Raw genomic sequence first — 17,053 nt, 5'->3', positions numbered from 1 at the left:
CCATGAGTTTCGAGACCGCATCGATGGACGAAAGTCTCACAGAACTGGGCGAGCACATTCTCGGCGGCGTCGAGGATTCGACGCTGGGCTACAGCGTAGAATTTGGCGAGCTGACGATCCGGGCGCAGGCCCGATCGATTGCGCGTGTGCTGAAATTTCTGCGCGACGATCCGGCCTGTCATTTTGCGACGCTGATCGACATCACCGCCGTCGACTATCCTCAGCGCGCGCGCCGTTTCGATATCGTCTATCACCTGCTGTCGATGCACCAGAACCAGCGCATACGCGTCGTCGTCGAGACCGATGTAGATACGGCCGTGCCGAGCGTCGTCGGCATCTATCCGGCGGCCAATTGGTACGAGCGCGAGACTTTCGACATGTACGGCGTGCTCTTCAGCGACCATCCGGATCTGCGCCGTATCCTCACCGACTACGGCTTCAACGGCTACCCCCTGCGCAAGGACTTTCCACTTACGGGTTATGTCGAGGTGCGATACGACGACGACGAAAAGCGCGTCGTCTACGAGCCGGTCAAGCTGGTTCAGGAATTCCGCAGTTTCGATTTCGCCAGCCCCTGGGAAGGCGTCGAGTATCTGTTGCCGGGCGACGAGAAGGCGGAGAACTAGCTCATGGCTGAACAGGAACTCCGCAACTACCACCTGAACTTCGGACCGCAACATCCGGCCGCGCATGGCGTGCTGCGCCTCGTGCTGGAGCTCGATGGCGAGGTTGTTGAGCGCGTCGACCCGCATATCGGCCTCCTGCATCGCGGCACCGAGAAGCTGATCGAATACAAGACCTACCTTCAGGCGACGCCTTATTTTGATCGCCTCGACTATGTGGCGCCGATGAATCAGGAGCACGCCTTTGTGCTCGCTGCCGAGAAATTGCTGGGTCTCGAAGTCCCGCGCCGCGGCCAGTTCATTCGCGTGCTCTATTCCGAGATCGGCCGCATCCTCGCCCACATGCTCAATGTGACGACGCAGGCGCTGGACGTCGGCGCGCTGACGCCGCCGCTCTGGGGCTTCGAGCAGCGCGAAAAGCTGATGATCTTCTACGAGCGCGCATCCGGCGCGCGCCTGCACGCCAACTATTTTCGCGTCGGCGGCGTGCATCGCGATTTGCCGCCGAAACTCATCGAGGACATCTACAATTTCTGTGACCCGTGCGAACAAGCGCTCGACGACCTTGAAGAATTGCTGACCGGCAACCGCATCTTCAAGCAACGCAATGTCGACATCGGCGTCGTCTCGCAGGACGACGCGCTCGCCTGGGGGTTCTCTGGCGTCATGGTGCGCGGCTCCGGCATGGCTTGGGACCTGCGTCGCTCGCAGCCCTACGAGGTCTATTCCGAACTCGATTTCGACATCCCCGTCGGCAAGAATGGCGACTGCTACGACCGTTACGTAATCCGGATGGAAGAGATGCGACAGTCACTGCGCATCATGAAGCAGTGCATCGAAATGATGCCGGGTGGACCCGTTCATGCCGAAGACGGCAAAGTCGTGCCGCCGTCGCGCGCCGACATGAAGCGCTCCATGGAAGCGTTGATCCATCATTTCAAGCTTTACACCGAGGGTTACCGCGTACCTGCGGGCGAAGTCTATGTGGCGGTCGAGGCGCCGAAAGGCGAATTCGGCGTCTATCTGGTTTCCGACGGTGGCAACAAACCCTACAAGTGCAAGATCCGCGCGCCGGGCTATGCCCATCTCCAGGCCATGGATCATCTGTGCAAGGGCCACATGCTGGCGGACGTCGCCGCCATCCTCGGCTCCATCGATATCGTGTTCGGAGAGGTGGACCGGTGAGCGTTCGTAGACTTGATCCCAACCAGCCGGCGAGCTTTGCCTTCACGCCCGAGAACGCCGAATGGGCGAAGAAGCAGATCTCCAAATATCCCGAAGGCAAGCAGGCTTCGGCCATCATCCCGCTGTTCTGGCGGGCGCAGGAGCAGCATGGCGGCTGGCTGCCCGAACCGGCCATTCGCTATATCGCCGACATGCTTGGCATGGATTTCATCCGCGCGCTCGAAGTCGCGACCTTTTACACGATGTTCAATCTCTCGCCGGTCGGCGAGCATTACGTGCAGCTCTGCGGTACGACCCCTTGCTGGCTGCGCGGCGCCGACGAGCTGAAAGAAGTCTGCCGCAAGCAGATCGGGCCCGAGGGGCAGGTCAGCGCCGACGGCAAGCTCTCCTGGCTCGAGGTTGAATGCCTCGGTGCCTGCGTCAACGCGCCAATGGTCCAGATCAATGCCGACTTCTATGAAGACCTCGACGCGGCAGCGCTGGAGCGCATTCTGGCCGACCTGCGCGCAGGCAAGGACGTGAAGCCCGGGCCACAAAGCGCCCGGCATTCGTCCGAGCCCTTGGGCGGTCTGACCAGCCTGACATCGGCGCCGCGTTCGGGTGGGGGTGAGTAATGCTCGAAGATAAGGATCGTGTCTTCACCAATCTCTATGGCCATCACGACTGGCGGCTTGCTGGTGCCCGTACACGCGGCGACTGGGATGGTACGGCGGAAATCATTGCCAAGGGTCGCGACTGGATACTCGACGAGATGAAGAAGTCGGGTCTGCGCGGCCGTGGCGGCGCGGGCTTTCCGACCGGCCTCAAATGGTCATTCATGCCGAAAGAGTCCGATGGCCGCCCCCATTATCTTGTGGTCAATGCCGACGAGTCCGAGCCCGGCACCTGCAAGGACCGCGATATTCTCCGCCACGATCCGCAGAAGCTGATCGAAGGCTGCCTCATCGCCAGCTTCGCAATGGGCGCGCATGCTTGTTACATCTATGTGCGTGGCGAATTCATTCGCGAACGCGAACAGCTTCAGGCTGCCATCGACGAAGCCTATGAAGCGGGCCTCGTCGGCAGGAATGCGGCCGGCTCCGGCTGGGATTTCGACATCTATGTCCATCACGGCGCCGGCGCCTATATCTGTGGCGAAGAAACCGCGCTGCTCGAAAGCCTTGAAGGCAAAAAGGGCATGCCGCGCCTGAAGCCGCCGTTCCCGGCCAATGTCGGTCTCTATGGTGCGCCGACGACAGTCAATAATGTCGAGTCGATTGCGGTTGCGCCGACCATTCTGCGTCGCGGCGCCACCTGGTTCGCGGGCCTCGGGCGCCCCAATAACGCGGGCACCAAACTCTTCTGCATCTCGGGGCACGTGAACAACCCCTGCAACGTTGAAGAAGAAATGGGCATTCCGCTGCGCGAGCTTCTGGAGAAGCATGCAGGCGGCGTCCGCGGCGGTTGGGACAATCTGCTGGCGGTCATTCCCGGCGGCTCGTCAGTGCCGCTCATTCCAAAGTCGGTCTGCGACGACGTGCTGATGGATTTCGACTCGCTGAAAGCGGTGCAAACCGGCCTCGGCACGGCGGCCGTCATCGTCATGGACAAGTCGACCGACGTCATCAAGGCGATCGCGCGTCTATCCGCCTTTTACAAACATGAAAGCTGCGGTCAGTGCACGCCCTGTCGCGAAGGAACCGGCTGGATGTGGCGGGTGATGGAGCGTCTGGTGGCGGGCGACGCGGCGGTTGAGGAAATTGACATGTTGCTTGACGTTTCGAAGCGCGTCGAGGGCCACACCATTTGCGCGCTTGGCGACGCGGCAGCATGGCCGGTTCAGGGCCTGATCCGTCATTTCCGGGGTACCATTGAAGAGCGCATCGCGTCGAAGCGCGGCGTTGCGCGGGCGGCGGAGTAGGGGCATGCCAAAACTGATTGTCGATGGCATTGAGGTCGAGGTCGAAAACGGCGCCACGCTGCTCCAGGCCTGCGAGGAAGCGGGCGCCGAGATTCCGCGGTTCTGCTACCACGAGCGCCTGTCGATTGCCGGCAATTGCCGCATGTGCCTCGTTGAAGTCGAGAAATCGCCGAAGCCGGTGGCCTCCTGTGCCATGCCGGCGGCCGATGGCATGATCGTTCACACCAGGACTGAACAGGTCAAGCGCGCCCGCGAAGGCGTGATGGAATTCCTGCTGATCAACCACCCGCTCGACTGCCCGATTTGCGATCAGGGCGGCGAATGCGATCTTCAGGACCAGTCGATGGCCTATGGCGTCGATGGCTCGCGCTTTCAGGAGAACAAGCGTGCCGTCGAGGACAAATACATGGGTCCGCTGGTCAAGACGGTGATGACCCGCTGCATCCATTGCACGCGCTGCATCCGCTTCTCGCAGGAAGTCGCCGGCGTGCCGGAACTCGGTGCCATCGGCCGCGGCGAGGACATGGAGATCACGACCTATCTCGAACACGCGCTCACTTCGGAGCTGTCGGCGAATGTCGTCGATCTCTGCCCGGTCGGCGCGCTGACGTTCCATCCCTTCGCCTACACGGCACGGCCTTGGGAACTGCGCAAGACGGAATCCGTAGATGCGATGGATGCAGTAGGCTCCAACATTCGCGTTGATGCGCGCGGCGCCGAAGTCATGCGCATCCTGCCGCGTCTGAACGAAGACGTGAACGAAGAGTGGATTTCCGACAAGACGCGTTTCGTTTGGGACGGGCTCAAGAGCCAACGCCTCGATACGCCCTATATCCGCGAAAACGGCCGTCTGCGGTCGGCGACCTGGGATGAGGCCTTTGCGGCAATCGCCGCGCGACTGAAGGGATTGAAAGGCGAACGCATCGCCGCGATCGCCGGCGATCTTGCCTGTGCGGAATCCATGAAGGCGTTGAAAGATCTTTATGCAGCGCTTGGTTCTGCCAATATCGATTGCCGTCAGGATGGCGCGAAGCTCGATGCCTCGGCACGGGCGTCTTATCTCTTCAACACCACCATCGCCGGAATTGAAGAGGCCGATGCGATCCTGCTGATCGGAACCGATCCGCGCAAGGAAGCGCCGCTTCTCAACGCGCGCATCCTGAAGCGTGCCCGAAGGGGTGGCCTGAGGGTCGGGGTCGTCGGTCCGCGTTCCGATCTTTCATATGCCTACGACCATCTCGGCGCCGGCCCGCTCTCGCTGAAAGACCTTGGTGCGTTTGCGGACGTTCTGAAGAATGCTTCCAATCCGATGATTGTGGTCGGGCAGGGTGCGTTGACGCGGAAGGATGGTGCCGCGGTTCTTGCCACGGCCATCGCCTTGGCCAAGTCCGTCAACGCTGTCCGCGACGGCTGGAACGGTTTCAATGTGCTCCACACCGCGGCGGCGCGTGTCGCCGGGCTCGATCTCGGCTTCGTGCCGACGCGCGGCGGACGCGACATCGCAGGCATTCTCGACGGCGCCGCCGACGGCGGGATCGAATTTGTGTATCTCCTCGCTGCGGACGAGATTGATATGAGCCGCCTCGGCTCTGCCTTCGTCGTCTATCAAGGCACCCATGGCGATGCCGGCGCTCACCGCGCCGACGTGATCCTGCCGGGTGCGGCCTACACGGAAAAAAATGCAACCTGGGTCAATACCGAGGGCCGTGTTCAGCTCGGCAGGCGTTCGGTTTTCCCGCCAGGCGCTGCGCGCGAGGACTGGACGATCCTGCGCGCACTTTCTGCCGTTCTCGGTCACACGTTGCCTTATGACAATCTGACGACGTTGCGGGCCGCCATGACGGTTGATGCACCCCACTTTGCGGAAGTCGACGCGGTCGTTGCCGCTGGCGCATTGCCCGACCTTCCGCTTGGCGATCTCGATGCGGCGCCGTTTGAGACGCCGGTGAAGGACTTTTACCTGACGAATCCGATCGCGCGCGCGAGCGCCGTTATGGCGCGCTGCTCGGCGGAACACGCCGGCACGCGCGTCCAGGCGGCGGAGTGAGGGTGGCATGACCGAATTTCTGATCACCTATGGCATCCCTCTCGCCATCATCATTGGACAGTCGCTGGCACTTATCGTTGCGATATTGTTGGTCACCGCCTATGTGCTGCTGGCTGATCGCAAGATCTGGGCAGCGGTGCAGCTGCGTCGCGGCCCCAATGTTGTCGGTGCCTTCGGCCTTCTGCAATCCTTCGCTGACCTTCTGAAATTCGTGTTCAAGGAGGTTGTGATCCCGGCAGGCGCCAACAAAGGCGTCTTCTTGCTTGCGCCGTTGGTGACGGTGACGCTGGCGCTCGCCGCATGGGTCGTGATCCCGTTCGACGCAGGCGTGGTCATATCCAACATCAACGTCGGCGTTCTTTACATCTTCGCGATCTCCTCGCTCGGGGTATACGGCGTCATCATGGCGGGCTGGGCGTCGAACTCGAAGTACCCCTTTCTCTCGGCGCTTCGTGCGGCCGCGCAAATGGTCTCCTATGAAGTCTCGATTGGTTTCGTCATTGTCTGCGTGTTGCTGACCGCCGGCTCCCTGAACCTCACTGAAATCGTCGAAGCGCAGAAGACAGTTTGGTATTTCATTCCGCACCTGCCGATGTTCGCGATCTTCTTTATCTCGGCATTGGCTGAAACCAATCGTCCGCCTTTTGATCTGGTGGAAGCGGAATCCGAACTCGTCGCCGGCTTCATGGTCGAATATTCCTCGACCCCCTACATGATGTTCATGCTCGGTGAATATGTGGCGATCCTGCTGATGTGCGCCATGACGACGATCCTGTTTCTCGGCGGCTGGCTGCCACCCTTCGACATTGCGCCGTTCAATTGGGTACCCGGAATTGTCTGGTTTCTGCTGAAGGTTCTCTTTGTCTTCTTCATGTTTGCCATGGTGAAGGCGTTCGTGCCGCGCTACCGCTACGACCAGCTCATGCGCCTCGGCTGGAAAGTATTTCTGCCGTTCTCGCTGTTCTGGGTTGTGCTGACCGCCAGTGTGTTGGTTGGCTTCGACATCGTGCCGCAGCATTGAGGATGGGCACGATGACACATACGGGAAGGGACTGAACAATGGCCTGGCTGGAACAGTCGGCGCGGTCGCTCTTTCTCGCGGAGTTCGTATCGAGCTTCGTGCTCGCGATGCGTTATTTTTTCAAACCGAAAGTAACGCTCAACTACCCCTTCGAGAAAGGCCCGCTGAGTCCGCGTTTTCGCGGCGAGCATGCGCTGCGCCGCTATCCGAACGGCGAGGAACGCTGTATCGCCTGCAAGCTCTGCGAGGCGGTTTGTCCGGCGCTCGCCATTACGATTGAGGCCGGCCCGCGCCGCAACGACGGTACGCGCCGCACCACGCGTTACGACATCGACATGACGAAATGCATTTATTGCGGCCTCTGCCAAGAGGCGTGCCCGGTCGATGCGATCGTCGAAGGGCCGAATTTCGAATTCGCGACGGAAACGCGCGAAGAGCTGATGTACGACAAGGATCGGTTGTTGGCGAATGGCGACCGTTGGGAGCGCGAGATCGCGACAAACATCGCGCTCGACGCACCATACCGTTGAACGAAGACCGTCGAGGGGACGAGAGGTCCATATGATTGCCACCGCCATTGCGTTCTATCTCTTTGCAGCGATAACCGTTGCTGCGGGCTTCATGGTGATCGCTTCGCGCAATCCCGTTCACTCGGTATTGTTCCTGATCCTGGCCTTCTTCAATTCGGCCGCGCTCTTCGTGCTGCTCGGGGCGGAGTTTATCGCCCTGATTCTTGTCATCGTGTATGTCGGTGCAGTCGCGGTCTTGTTCCTTTTTGTTGTCATGATGCTCGACATCGATTTTCTGGAGCTGCGCGAAGGCTTTCTGCAGTATTTGCCGATTGGCGCCCTGGTCGGCTTGATTCTGATGATCGAGCTGATGCTGGTGCTTGGTGCCTGGGTGATATCGCCCGAGGCGGCGGGCATCGCGGCCGCACCGGCCCCGGTGATATCCGAAGTGCACAACACGCGTGCGCTGGGACAAATTATCTACACGCAATATGCCTACCTGTTCCAGGCGGCCGGCCTGATCCTGCTGGTCGCAATGATCGGCGCCATCGTGCTGACGCTGCGCCACAAGCCGAATGTGAAACGGCAGGTGATTGCGGATCAGGTCGCACGAACGCGCGAACAGGCTGTCGAATTGAAGAAGGTCGAACCCGGTCAGGGGCTCTGAGCGGCGTAACGAGAAAAGTGGGGACTGGTCCCGGCGCAAGTTGCGCAAGGGGCAGGAGATAGAGAATGGCAATCGGCCTCGAACATTATCTGACCGTGGCGGCGATCCTTTTCACGCTCGGCATTTTCGGCATCTTCCTCAACCGGAAGAACGTCATCGTCATCCTGATGTCGATCGAATTGATGCTGCTCGCGGTCAACATCAATCTGGTCGCTTTCTCTGCCCATCTCGGCGATCTGGTGGGTCAGGTCTTCGCGCTCTTTGTTCTGACGGTCGCTGCGGCCGAGGCCGCCATCGGCTTGGCCATTCTGGTCGTTTACTTCCGCAATCGCGGTTCCATCGCGGTTGAAGACATCAACGTGATGAAGGGGTAAGGAAGAATGTATTCGGCCATCGTCTTCCTGCCGCTTCTAGGCTTTCTGATTGCCGGCATATTCGGTCATTGGCTTGGCGCGCGCGGCGCGCAGATCGTGACGTCGAGCCTGCTGGTCGTTTCGGCGCTTCTCTCGTTTGTGGCGTTGGTCTCGGTCGGTCTTGGCGGCGAGACCGCACGTGTTCAGGTTCTGACCTTCATCAATTCCGGAGGTTTCGAAGCCGACTGGCGGTTGCGCATCGATACACTGACCGCGGTGATGCTTGTCGTTGTGACCTCGGTGTCGGCGCTCGTGCATATCTATTCGATCGGCTATATGAGCCACGATCCGCACCAGCCGCGCTTCTTCGCCTATCTGTCGCTGTTCACCTTCGCCATGCTGATGCTGGTGACAGCCGACAACTTCGTGCAGCTCTTCTTTGGTTGGGAGGGCGTCGGTCTCGCCTCTTACCTGTTGATCGGCTTCTGGTATCAGCGGCCCAGCGCCAACGCGGCGGCCATCAAGGCCTTCGTGGTCAATCGTGTCGGCGATTTCGGTCTGATCCTCGGTATCGCAACGCTTTTCCTGACCGTCGGCTCTGTCGATTTCGATACGGTCTTCAAGGCCATACCGGAAATCGCCGATGACACCTTCCATTTCCTCGGTTACGACGTCCCGATCGTCACCACCGCTTGCCTGCTGCTCTTCATGGGGGCCATGGGCAAGTCGGCGCAGTTCTTCCTGCACACGTGGCTGCCGGATGCGATGGAAGGTCCGACCCCCGTTTCGGCGCTGATCCACGCCGCGACCATGGTCACGGCCGGCGTCTTCCTGCTGGCGCGGATGTCGCCCGTTTTCGAATTCTCGCCCTATGCGCTTACGGTCGTTACGGTCATCGGTGCAACGACGGCCTTCTTTGCGGCCACCGTCGGTCTCGTTCAGAACGACATCAAGCGCGTCATTGCCTATTCAACGTGCTCGCAGCTTGGCTACATGTTCGTTGCCATCGGCGTCGGCGCCTACGAAGTGGCGATGTTCCATTTGTTCACACACGCTTTCTTCAAGGCATTGCTGTTCCTCGGTTCGGGCTCCGTCATCCATGCGATGAGCGACGAGCAGGACATGCGCAAGATGGGCGGTCTCTACAAGATGATCCCGATCACCTGGCTGATGATGGTTATCGGTACGCTGGCGTTGACGGGGTTCCCCTTCACGGCAGGCTACTATTCGAAGGATGCTGTCATCGAGGCAGCGTTCGCTGGCCACAACGCGGCGCACATGTACGCCTTCGCACTCACCGTGGCGGCGGCACTTCTGACATCCTTCTATTCATGGCGCCTGATCTTCATGACGTTCCACGGCGAATCCCGTGCTTCCAATGAGACGCTTTCCCACGTCCATGAATCGCCGATCGTTATGTTGGTTCCACTATTCATTCTTGCGGTCGGAGCTCTGGGTGCCGGGTTCCTCTTCGCGCCGCTCTTCATTGGTCATGCCTATGAAGCCTTCTGGCTCGAGGCGATCTATCGCGGGGCTGAAAACCACATTATTCACGCCATGCACGAAGTGCCGGATTGGGTGCCGTTCGTGCCGACGCTGATGATGATTATCGGTTTTGCCACCGCATGGCTCTTCTACATCGCCCGGCCCGACATTCCGAAGCAGCTCGCGCGTACGCAGGAGCCGCTCTACAACTTCCTGCTCAACAAGTGGTATTTCGACGAGATCTACGACTTCCTGTTCGTTCGTCCGGCCTTCTGGCTCGGCCGTGTCCTGTGGAAGCAGGGTGACGGCCGCATCATCGACGGCTGGGGTCCGGACGGTATTTCGGCGCGTGTGCTCGACATTACCCGCGGCGTTGTCCGCCTCCAGAGCGGTTATCTCTATCACTACGCCTTTGCCATGCTGCTCGGCGTCGCCGGGTTGGCGAGCTGGTTCATGCTCGGGGGGGCGCAGTAATGGCCGACGGCTATATTCTTTCTCTGGTCACATTCCTTCCGCTCGTCGGTGCTTTGATCATCCTGACGGTGCGTGGCGACGAGGCCGCGGTGGCGCGCAATGCACGCTATGTGGCGCTCTGGACCACCGGTGTAACCTTCATTCTCTCGCTTTATATCTGGGCGCAGTTCGATCCGACGACGTCTGATTTCCAGTTCGTGCAGAAGTCCGAGTGGCTGGGCGGCGCGATCGACTACCACATGGGCGTCGACGGTATTTCGGTGCTCTTCGTCATCCTGACCGCCTTCCTGATGCCGGCCTGCATTCTGGCGAGCTGGACGTCGATCGACACGCGCGTCAAGGAATACATGATCGCCTTCCTGGTGCTCGAAACGCTGATGATCGGCGTCTTCTGTGCGCTTGATCTGGTTCTCTTCTATCTCTTCTTTGAAGGCGGCCTGATTCCGATGTTCCTGATCATCGGTGTCTGGGGCGGCAAACGCCGCATCTATGCGAGCTTCAAGTTCTTCCTCTACACGCTGGCCGGGTCGGTGCTGATGCTGCTCGCCATTATGGCGATGTACTGGCATGCAGGCACGACCAGCATCCCCGTGCTGTTGGCGCATGACTTTCCGGCCGACATGCAATTCTGGCTATGGCTCGCCTTCTTTGCTTCCTTTGCGGTCAAGATGCCGATGTGGCCCGTTCACACCTGGTTGCCCGATGCGCATGTCGAAGCGCCGACTGCTGGTTCGGTTATTCTGGCCGGCATTCTGCTGAAGATGGGCGGTTACGGTTTCCTCCGTTTCTCGCTGCCGATGTTTCCGATTGCTTCCGCCGATCTCGCCTGGCTCGTCTTCGGCCTCAGCCTCATTGCCATCGTCTACACCTCGCTGGTGGCTTTGGTGCAGGAGGACATGAAAAAGTTGATCGCGTATTCCTCGGTGGCCCATATGGGATTCGTCACCATGGGCATTTTTGCCGCCAACCAGCAGGGCGTGCAGGGCGGCATCTTCCAGATGCTGAGCCATGGCTGGATCTCCGGCGCGCTCTTCCTGTGTGTGGGCGTGATCTATGACCGCATGCACACGCGTGAAATTTCAGCCTATGGCGGCCTCGTCAATCGCATGCCGCTCTATGCGCTGGCCTTCATGGTCTTCACGATGGCCAATGTCGGTCTGCCCGGCACCAGCGGTTTCGTGGGCGAATTCCTGACGATCATCGGGGCTTTCAAGGTCAGCACATGGGTCGGCGCCATTGCCGCAACCGGCGTTATTCTGGCAGCGGCCTATGCGCTCTATCTCTACCGGCGCATCATCTTCGGCGTGTTGGAAAAGGATACGCTCAAGGCCATAGCCGATCTCAATCGCCGCGAAGTCGTGATGCTCGCACCGCTTCTGGCCGCCACGATCTTTTTCGGCATCTACCCGGCGCCGATCATGAATGTTACGGCGATGTCCGTGGAAAATCTGGTGTCGAACTACAATGCCGCCGTCGAGGCGCATCGGCTGGCCGAGGGGGGAGGCGTGATGTCGCATCTCGCCGCCCTCATCACCGGCCGATAGGGAGAACGGGAAAATGGAAAACGCAACCACCGTCTCCTCGCTGCTTCCGGCACTGCCGGAAATCATCATGGCGGTCGGCGCCATGGCGTTGTTGATGTATGGCGCCTTTCGCAAGGACTGCACGGCACGCGAGGCAAGCTACGGCGCTCTCGGGCTTTTCCTGCTCGTCGCTGCGCTGTTGATCGTTGAGCCCGGCACCGCCGTCCAGGCATTCGGTGGCATGTTTGTCGTCGATGGCTTCACACGATTCATGAAACTGCTGATCCTGCTGGCCGCGGCCGCCGCCATGGTCATGTCGCTCACCTATATTCGTCGCGAAGGCATGGACCGTTTCGAGTTCCCGGTGCTGATCGTTCTGGCGACGCTCGGCATGTTCATGATGGTTTCGGCCAACGGCCTGATCGCGCTCTATATGGGCCTCGAGCTGCAGAGCCTCGCGCTCTATGTCGTTGCGGCATTCAATCGCGACAGCGGTCGTGCCTCCGAGGCAGGCTTGAAGTATTTCGTCCTCGGCGCGCTTGCCTCCGGCATGCTTCTCTATGGCGCCTCGCTGATCTACGGCTTCACCGGCAGCGTTGAATTCGACGCAATAGCCGGAGTGCTGGCAAAAGACGGCACCAATATCGGCGTCATCTTCGGCATCGTTTTCGTGCTCGCGGGCCTTGCATTCAAGATTTCGGCGGTCCCCTTCCACATGTGGACGCCCGATGTCTATGAAGGAGCGCCGACGCCGGTCACGGCTTTCTTCGCCGGTGCGCCGAAGGTTGCGGCCATGGCCCTGATCCTGCGTGTCCTTTTCGGTGCCTTCCCGTCGATGATGGCCGAGTGGCAGCAGATCGTCATCTTCATTTCCATCGCCTCGATGGTGCTTGGCGCCTTCGCCGCCATCGGTCAGACCAACATAAAGCGTCTGATGGCCTACAGCTCGATCTCGCATATGGGATTCGCGCTTGTCGGCCTTGCCGCTGGAACGCCGGAGGGCGTGCGTGGCGTCCTCATTTATCTGGTCATCTATGTGATCATGAATGCCGGTGTCTTTTGCTGCATTCTCGCCATGCGTCGCGATGAAGGCTATGTCGAGACGATCGGTGATCTGGCCGGCTTGTCGCGCAATCAGCCGATGGTCGCATTCCTTCTCGGCATGTTGATGTTCTCGCTGGCCGGCATTCCGCCGCTCGCGGGTTTCTTCGGCAAATTCTACGTCTTCATGGCAGCGGTGCAGGCGGGGCTCTATCCGCTTGCCGTCATCGGTGTTCTGTCGAGCGTCGTCGGCGCCTACTATTACCTGCGCATCGTCAAGATCATGTATTTCGACGAACCGGCAGAAGCCTTCGCACAACCCATGCCCGCCGAACTGACGACCATTCTCGGCATTTCGGGTGTCTTTACGCTCTTCTTCTTCGTCTGGCCGGCTCCGCTCATCGTCGCCTCGCAAGTCGCGGTCGGCGCGCTGTTGCCGTAAACGGTGATGGTTGATCTTCCTTCAGGTGCCGCACTTCGCCGCTTCATCGAGATCGACAGCACCAACGAGGAAGCGCGTCGCCTCGGCGAATCCGGCGCGGAAGGACCCCTCTGGATTGTTGCCGAGCGGCAGACAGCGGGCCGCGGCCGGCGCGGTCGGAGCTGGGTATCGCCGCCCGGCAACTTCATGGGCACGCTCTTGCTGCGCCCGCGCTGCGGTCCTCGTCAGGCCGGCGAACTCTCCTTTGTCGCTGCCGTTGCCGTCTTCGACGCGGTCGAGACGCTCCTGCCTCCGCCGGACCGCCCCGGCCTGCGCCTCAAATGGCCCAACGACCTGCTGTATGACGGACGCAAGCTGGCGGGCATCCTGCTCGAATCCTCCGGTATAGCTGGGGCCGAGGTTGCCTGGCTCGCCATCGGCATCGGCATCAACCTCGCCGGTCACCCGGAAGGCGTCGAATTCCCGGCAACGTCGCTCCCCGCCATCGGTGCCCCGCCCGTCGCGCCCGACGAGGCATTGGCGGCATTGGTAGCGGCCTTCGAGCGCTGGCTCGCCATCTGGCGCGGCGTTCAGGGTTTTGCCGCCATCCGCGAAGCCTGGCTTGCCCGCGCGATCGGCCTCGGCGAAGGCCTCACCGTCCGCCTCGCGCAGGAAACATTCGACGGCGTTTTCGAGGGCTTGGCGCCGGATGGCGCGCTTCTGTTGCGTCTGGCCGATGGCAGCCTGCGCCAGGTTTCGGCCGGCGATGTGTTCTTTGCCCCCGCGGCAGCGTAGTTTGGCGCCATGACCAGATCCCCCGCATCGCCGCACACAAATGATGAACTCGTCTTCCTGCCGCTTGGCGGCTCGGGCGAGATCGGCATGAACCTCAACCTCTATGGCTATGGGCCTGCGGATGACCGCCACTGGATCATGGTGGATCTCGGCGTCACCTTCGGCGATGAGCGCACGCCGGGCATCGACCTGATCATGCCCGACCCCGCCTTCATCGAGGAGCGGCGCGACCGCTTGCTCGGTATCGTGCTGACCCATGCCCATGAGGATCACATCGGGGCCGTCGCGCATCTCTGGCCGCGCCTGCGCTGCCCCGTCTATGCAACGCCCTTTACGGCCACCATGGTGCGCGGCAAGCTGATCGAGGCGGGCCTCGAAAGCGAAGTGCCGATGCACATCATTCCGCTCGGCCATCGCTTCGATCTCGGCCCCTTCGACATCGAACTGGTGACGCTGACCCATTCGATCCTCGAGCCGAACGCGCTGGCGATCCGCACAGCCCTCGGCCTTGTCATGCATACCGGCGACTGGAAGATCGATCCCGACCCGGTGCTGGGCGGCGACATCGACATTGCCCGCCTCACCGAAATCGGCGACGAAGGCGTCCGCGCCATCGTCTGCGACTCGACCAATGTCTTTTCGCCCGGCAGCTCCGGATCGGAAGCCGATGTCGCCACCAGCTTGATCGAACTGATCCGGCCGCTCGAGGGCAGGGTGGCCGTCACCACCTTTGCGTCGAATGTTGCACGTCTCGAAAGCATCGCCCGCGCGGCGGCGGCCTGCGACCGTCACGCGGTGCTGGTCGGCCGCGCCATGCACCGCGTCGTCGCCGCAGCGCGCGATGCCGGCTATCTGAATGACCTGCCCCCCTTCGTGAGCGAACAGGATGCGGGCTATCTGCCGCGCGAGAAGGTGCTCTTCATCTGCACCGGCAGCCAGGGCGAGCCGCGCGCGGCGCTTGCCCGCATCGCCGAGGATGGCCATCCGAACATCACCTTCAACCGGGGCGACAGCGTGATCTTTTCGTCGCGCGTCATCCCCGGCAACGAAATCTCGATCTTCGACCTGCAGAACACGCTGGCCTTGCGCGGTGTGCGCGTCATCACCGAGAAGGATCATTTCGTCCACGTCTCGGGTCATCCCTGCCGCGACGAGCTGGCACGCATGTATCAATGGATCCGGCCTGAAATATCGGTGCCGGTGCATGGCGAGGCCCGCCACTTGGCCGAACACGCGGCGCTGGCGCGCGAGCTGCAGGTGCCGCAGCAGGTCGTCATCCGCAACGGCCTGATGGTCCGTCTGGCGCCGGGTCCGGCCGAGATCGTCGACGAGGCGCCGTCGGGCCGCATCTATCTCGATGGCGAGGTGCTGACCGCGGCCGACGAGGGCGCGGTACAGGAGCGCCGCCGCCTCGCTTTCGCCGGCTCGGTCTTTGTCAGCATCGTCCTCGACGGCAAGGGCCAGGTCCGCGGCGATCCGCAGGTCCGCCTGATGGGCTTGCCGGAGGAAGACGGCAACGGCGTCGATTTCGAGGACCGCGCGCTTGATGCGGTCGATGAAGCGCTCGACCGCCTGCCGGCCAAACGGCGCGACGACGACGACACCGTCGCCGAGTTCTTGCGCCGGGCGGTGCGCGGGGCACTGCGCCGCCAATGGGGCAAGAAGCCCCAGGTCGACGTGGTTGTCACCCGCATCTGAGCCCGCCTTGCCCCTTTCCTGAAACCGGCCTAAACATGGGCCATTCGCATTCAACGCTGAGGAAAAATCGATGCTTGGTCCTCTCAACCACGTCGCCATCGCTGTCCCCGACGTCAAAGCGGCGGGCGAGCTCTACCGCAAGAAGTTCAACGCCCGGGTCTCCGACGCGGTGCCGCAGCCGGACCATGGCGTGACCACCGTCTTCGTCGATCTCGGCAACACCAAGATCGAATTGCTGGAACCGCTGGGCGAGAACTCGCCCATCGCCGGCTTCCTGGCCAAAAACCCGAAGGGCGGCATCCATCACATCTGCATCGAGGTCGACGACATCGATGCGGCCTGCGAAAAGATGAACGCCGAAGGCGTCACCATCACCGGCACCGGCAAGCCGCGCATCGGCGCCCATGGCAAGCCGGTGGTCTTCCTGCATCCGAAAGACCTGAACGGCACGCTGGTCGAGCTCGAGCAGGCCTGACACTGACGGGCGAGGAACAGAGATGACCTGGACAGCCGGACTGGCCATCTACTTTGTCGTCTGGTGGATCGTGCTCTTCGCGATTCTGCCCTGGGGCGTTCGGGCCCAGACGACATCGGAAGTACCTGCAGGCGGCGATCCGGGCGCGCCCGCCGCGCCCTTGTTGCTCTGGAAGATGGGCGTCACCACAATTGTTGCGGCCTTGGTCTGGGCCCTCATCGTCTGGCTGGTCGTCGCGCAGCCGGTGGCCATCGACGATCTTCCCTTCATGCCGGATTTTGGCGACGGATACTGACGGGCAGCAGGTTCCGGGGAAAACCGCAAAAAAAAGCAAGGCCAGCTTTCGCTGCCTTGCTCGTTAGTATTCCCTCTTGCCGCGCCTCTGCCGCCCGTTTCCGGCGGACAAAGTCTGCGTTTCCTCCCTAAACCTGGGCCGCGCTCGCGCGCTTATTTCCCCTTTTTGTGCAGGGACTATAGCCAGCCTGCGGCGACGTGTCACGCGCCTATTGTGTCTGCTGGAAATTTTCGCAAATCCGAGTCCCGCGCTCGGCAATTTCCGGTCGAATGAGAGGCCGCTGACGTCCGCTTCATTGCCCGGTTCGCTGCAAGGCGAGCTTGACGGCGAAGGCGACGGCGAGTCCCGCGGTCCGGACCGTTGTCCCGTTGCCCGCAAGATCGAACGGGCGCTCTGACAGCGCCGGCCTCGGTTTCCGGTCGTTCACGAAATGCTGCCCCCGCCGCAACGTCCCTTGTCGGGTGCTGGTTTGTATTGTTGAGGATTTCCCGCAACAATATTGCTGACATCAAGATGTCGCTCGATTCACACAAGGTGGGTG

At 61.2% G+C, this 17,053-nt stretch carries 16 protein-coding genes; all 16 read left to right on the top strand.

Annotated features, from left to right (window positions below):
* Positions 1–23: 23 nt before the first annotated feature.
* The 16 genes from Q7V31_RS16760 to Q7V31_RS16685 all read left to right on the top strand — a co-directional run bounded on the left by Q7V31_RS16760 (position 24) and on the right by Q7V31_RS16685 (position 16,512).
* A complete protein-coding gene (locus Q7V31_RS16760; protein WP_304736050.1) occupies positions 24–626 on the top strand; it encodes an NADH-quinone oxidoreductase subunit C in 603 nt (200 codons plus the stop codon).
* Between the two features lie 3 nt (positions 627–629).
* Complete coding sequence (locus tag Q7V31_RS16755) at positions 630–1,808, top strand: NADH-quinone oxidoreductase subunit D (protein ID WP_304735971.1); 1,179 nt, start codon at positions 630–632, stop codon at positions 1,806–1,808.
* On the top strand, positions 1,805–2,422 hold the full coding sequence (nuoE, locus tag Q7V31_RS16750) for an NADH-quinone oxidoreductase subunit NuoE (protein WP_304735970.1): 618 nt from the start codon (positions 1,805–1,807) through the stop codon (positions 2,420–2,422). Before Q7V31_RS16755 ends, nuoE begins: the two co-directional genes overlap by 4 nt.
* Positions 2,422–3,708, top strand: a complete 1,287-nt coding sequence (gene nuoF / locus Q7V31_RS16745; RefSeq protein WP_304735969.1) for an NADH-quinone oxidoreductase subunit NuoF — start codon at positions 2,422–2,424, stop codon at positions 3,706–3,708. Before nuoE ends, nuoF begins: the two co-directional genes overlap by 1 nt.
* 4 nt (positions 3,709–3,712) lie before the next feature.
* Positions 3,713–5,755, top strand: coding sequence for an NADH-quinone oxidoreductase subunit NuoG (gene nuoG, locus Q7V31_RS16740; RefSeq protein WP_304735968.1), 2,043 nt, complete (start codon positions 3,713–3,715; stop codon positions 5,753–5,755).
* 7 nt (positions 5,756–5,762) lie between these two features.
* Positions 5,763–6,776: an NADH-quinone oxidoreductase subunit NuoH gene (nuoH, locus tag Q7V31_RS16735; protein ID WP_304735967.1), complete on the top strand. Its 1,014-nt coding sequence runs from the start codon at positions 5,763–5,765 to the stop codon at positions 6,774–6,776.
* Between the two features lie 38 nt (positions 6,777–6,814).
* Positions 6,815–7,306, top strand: coding sequence for an NADH-quinone oxidoreductase subunit NuoI (gene nuoI / locus Q7V31_RS16730; protein ID WP_304735966.1), 492 nt, complete (start codon positions 6,815–6,817; stop codon positions 7,304–7,306).
* A 31-nt stretch (positions 7,307–7,337) separates the two neighbouring features.
* Positions 7,338–7,952: an NADH-quinone oxidoreductase subunit J gene (locus Q7V31_RS16725; RefSeq protein ID WP_304735965.1), complete on the top strand. Its 615-nt coding sequence runs from the start codon at positions 7,338–7,340 to the stop codon at positions 7,950–7,952.
* 65 nt (positions 7,953–8,017) lie between these two features.
* Positions 8,018–8,326 (top strand): NADH-quinone oxidoreductase subunit NuoK, encoded by a 309-nt coding sequence (nuoK, locus tag Q7V31_RS16720; RefSeq protein WP_304735963.1) that lies wholly within the window; start codon positions 8,018–8,020, stop codon positions 8,324–8,326.
* A gap of 6 nt (positions 8,327–8,332) precedes the next feature.
* Positions 8,333–10,264, top strand: a complete 1,932-nt coding sequence (nuoL, locus tag Q7V31_RS16715) for an NADH-quinone oxidoreductase subunit L (RefSeq protein ID WP_304735961.1) — start codon at positions 8,333–8,335, stop codon at positions 10,262–10,264.
* Positions 10,264–11,808, top strand: a complete 1,545-nt coding sequence (locus Q7V31_RS16710; protein WP_304735960.1) for an NADH-quinone oxidoreductase subunit M — start codon at positions 10,264–10,266, stop codon at positions 11,806–11,808. The genes nuoL and Q7V31_RS16710 overlap by 1 nt, the downstream gene beginning before the upstream one ends.
* Before the next feature lie 13 nt (positions 11,809–11,821).
* Positions 11,822–13,270, top strand: a complete 1,449-nt coding sequence (gene nuoN, locus Q7V31_RS16705; RefSeq protein WP_304735959.1) for an NADH-quinone oxidoreductase subunit NuoN — start codon at positions 11,822–11,824, stop codon at positions 13,268–13,270.
* Positions 13,271–13,276: 6 nt separating this feature from the next.
* Entirely contained in the window at positions 13,277–14,044 is a 768-nt protein-coding gene (locus Q7V31_RS16700; RefSeq protein ID WP_304735957.1) for a biotin--[acetyl-CoA-carboxylase] ligase, read from the top strand.
* Between the two features lie 9 nt (positions 14,045–14,053).
* Entirely contained in the window at positions 14,054–15,742 is a 1,689-nt protein-coding gene (locus Q7V31_RS16695; protein ID WP_304735956.1) for a ribonuclease J, read from the top strand.
* Between the two features lie 70 nt (positions 15,743–15,812).
* A complete protein-coding gene (gene mce, locus Q7V31_RS16690; protein ID WP_304735955.1) occupies positions 15,813–16,217 on the top strand; it encodes a methylmalonyl-CoA epimerase in 405 nt (134 codons plus the stop codon).
* Between the two features lie 22 nt (positions 16,218–16,239).
* On the top strand, positions 16,240–16,512 hold the full coding sequence (locus Q7V31_RS16685) for a DUF1467 family protein (protein WP_304735953.1): 273 nt from the start codon (positions 16,240–16,242) through the stop codon (positions 16,510–16,512).
* Positions 16,513–17,053: the final 541 nt, after the last annotated feature.

It is taken from the genome of Parvibaculum sp. (assembly GCF_030651915.1).
Lineage (GTDB): Bacteria > Pseudomonadota > Alphaproteobacteria > Parvibaculales > Parvibaculaceae > Parvibaculum.
The sequence above is the reverse complement of the archived record's forward strand: the minus strand, read 5'-3'. Positions and strand labels throughout refer to the sequence as shown.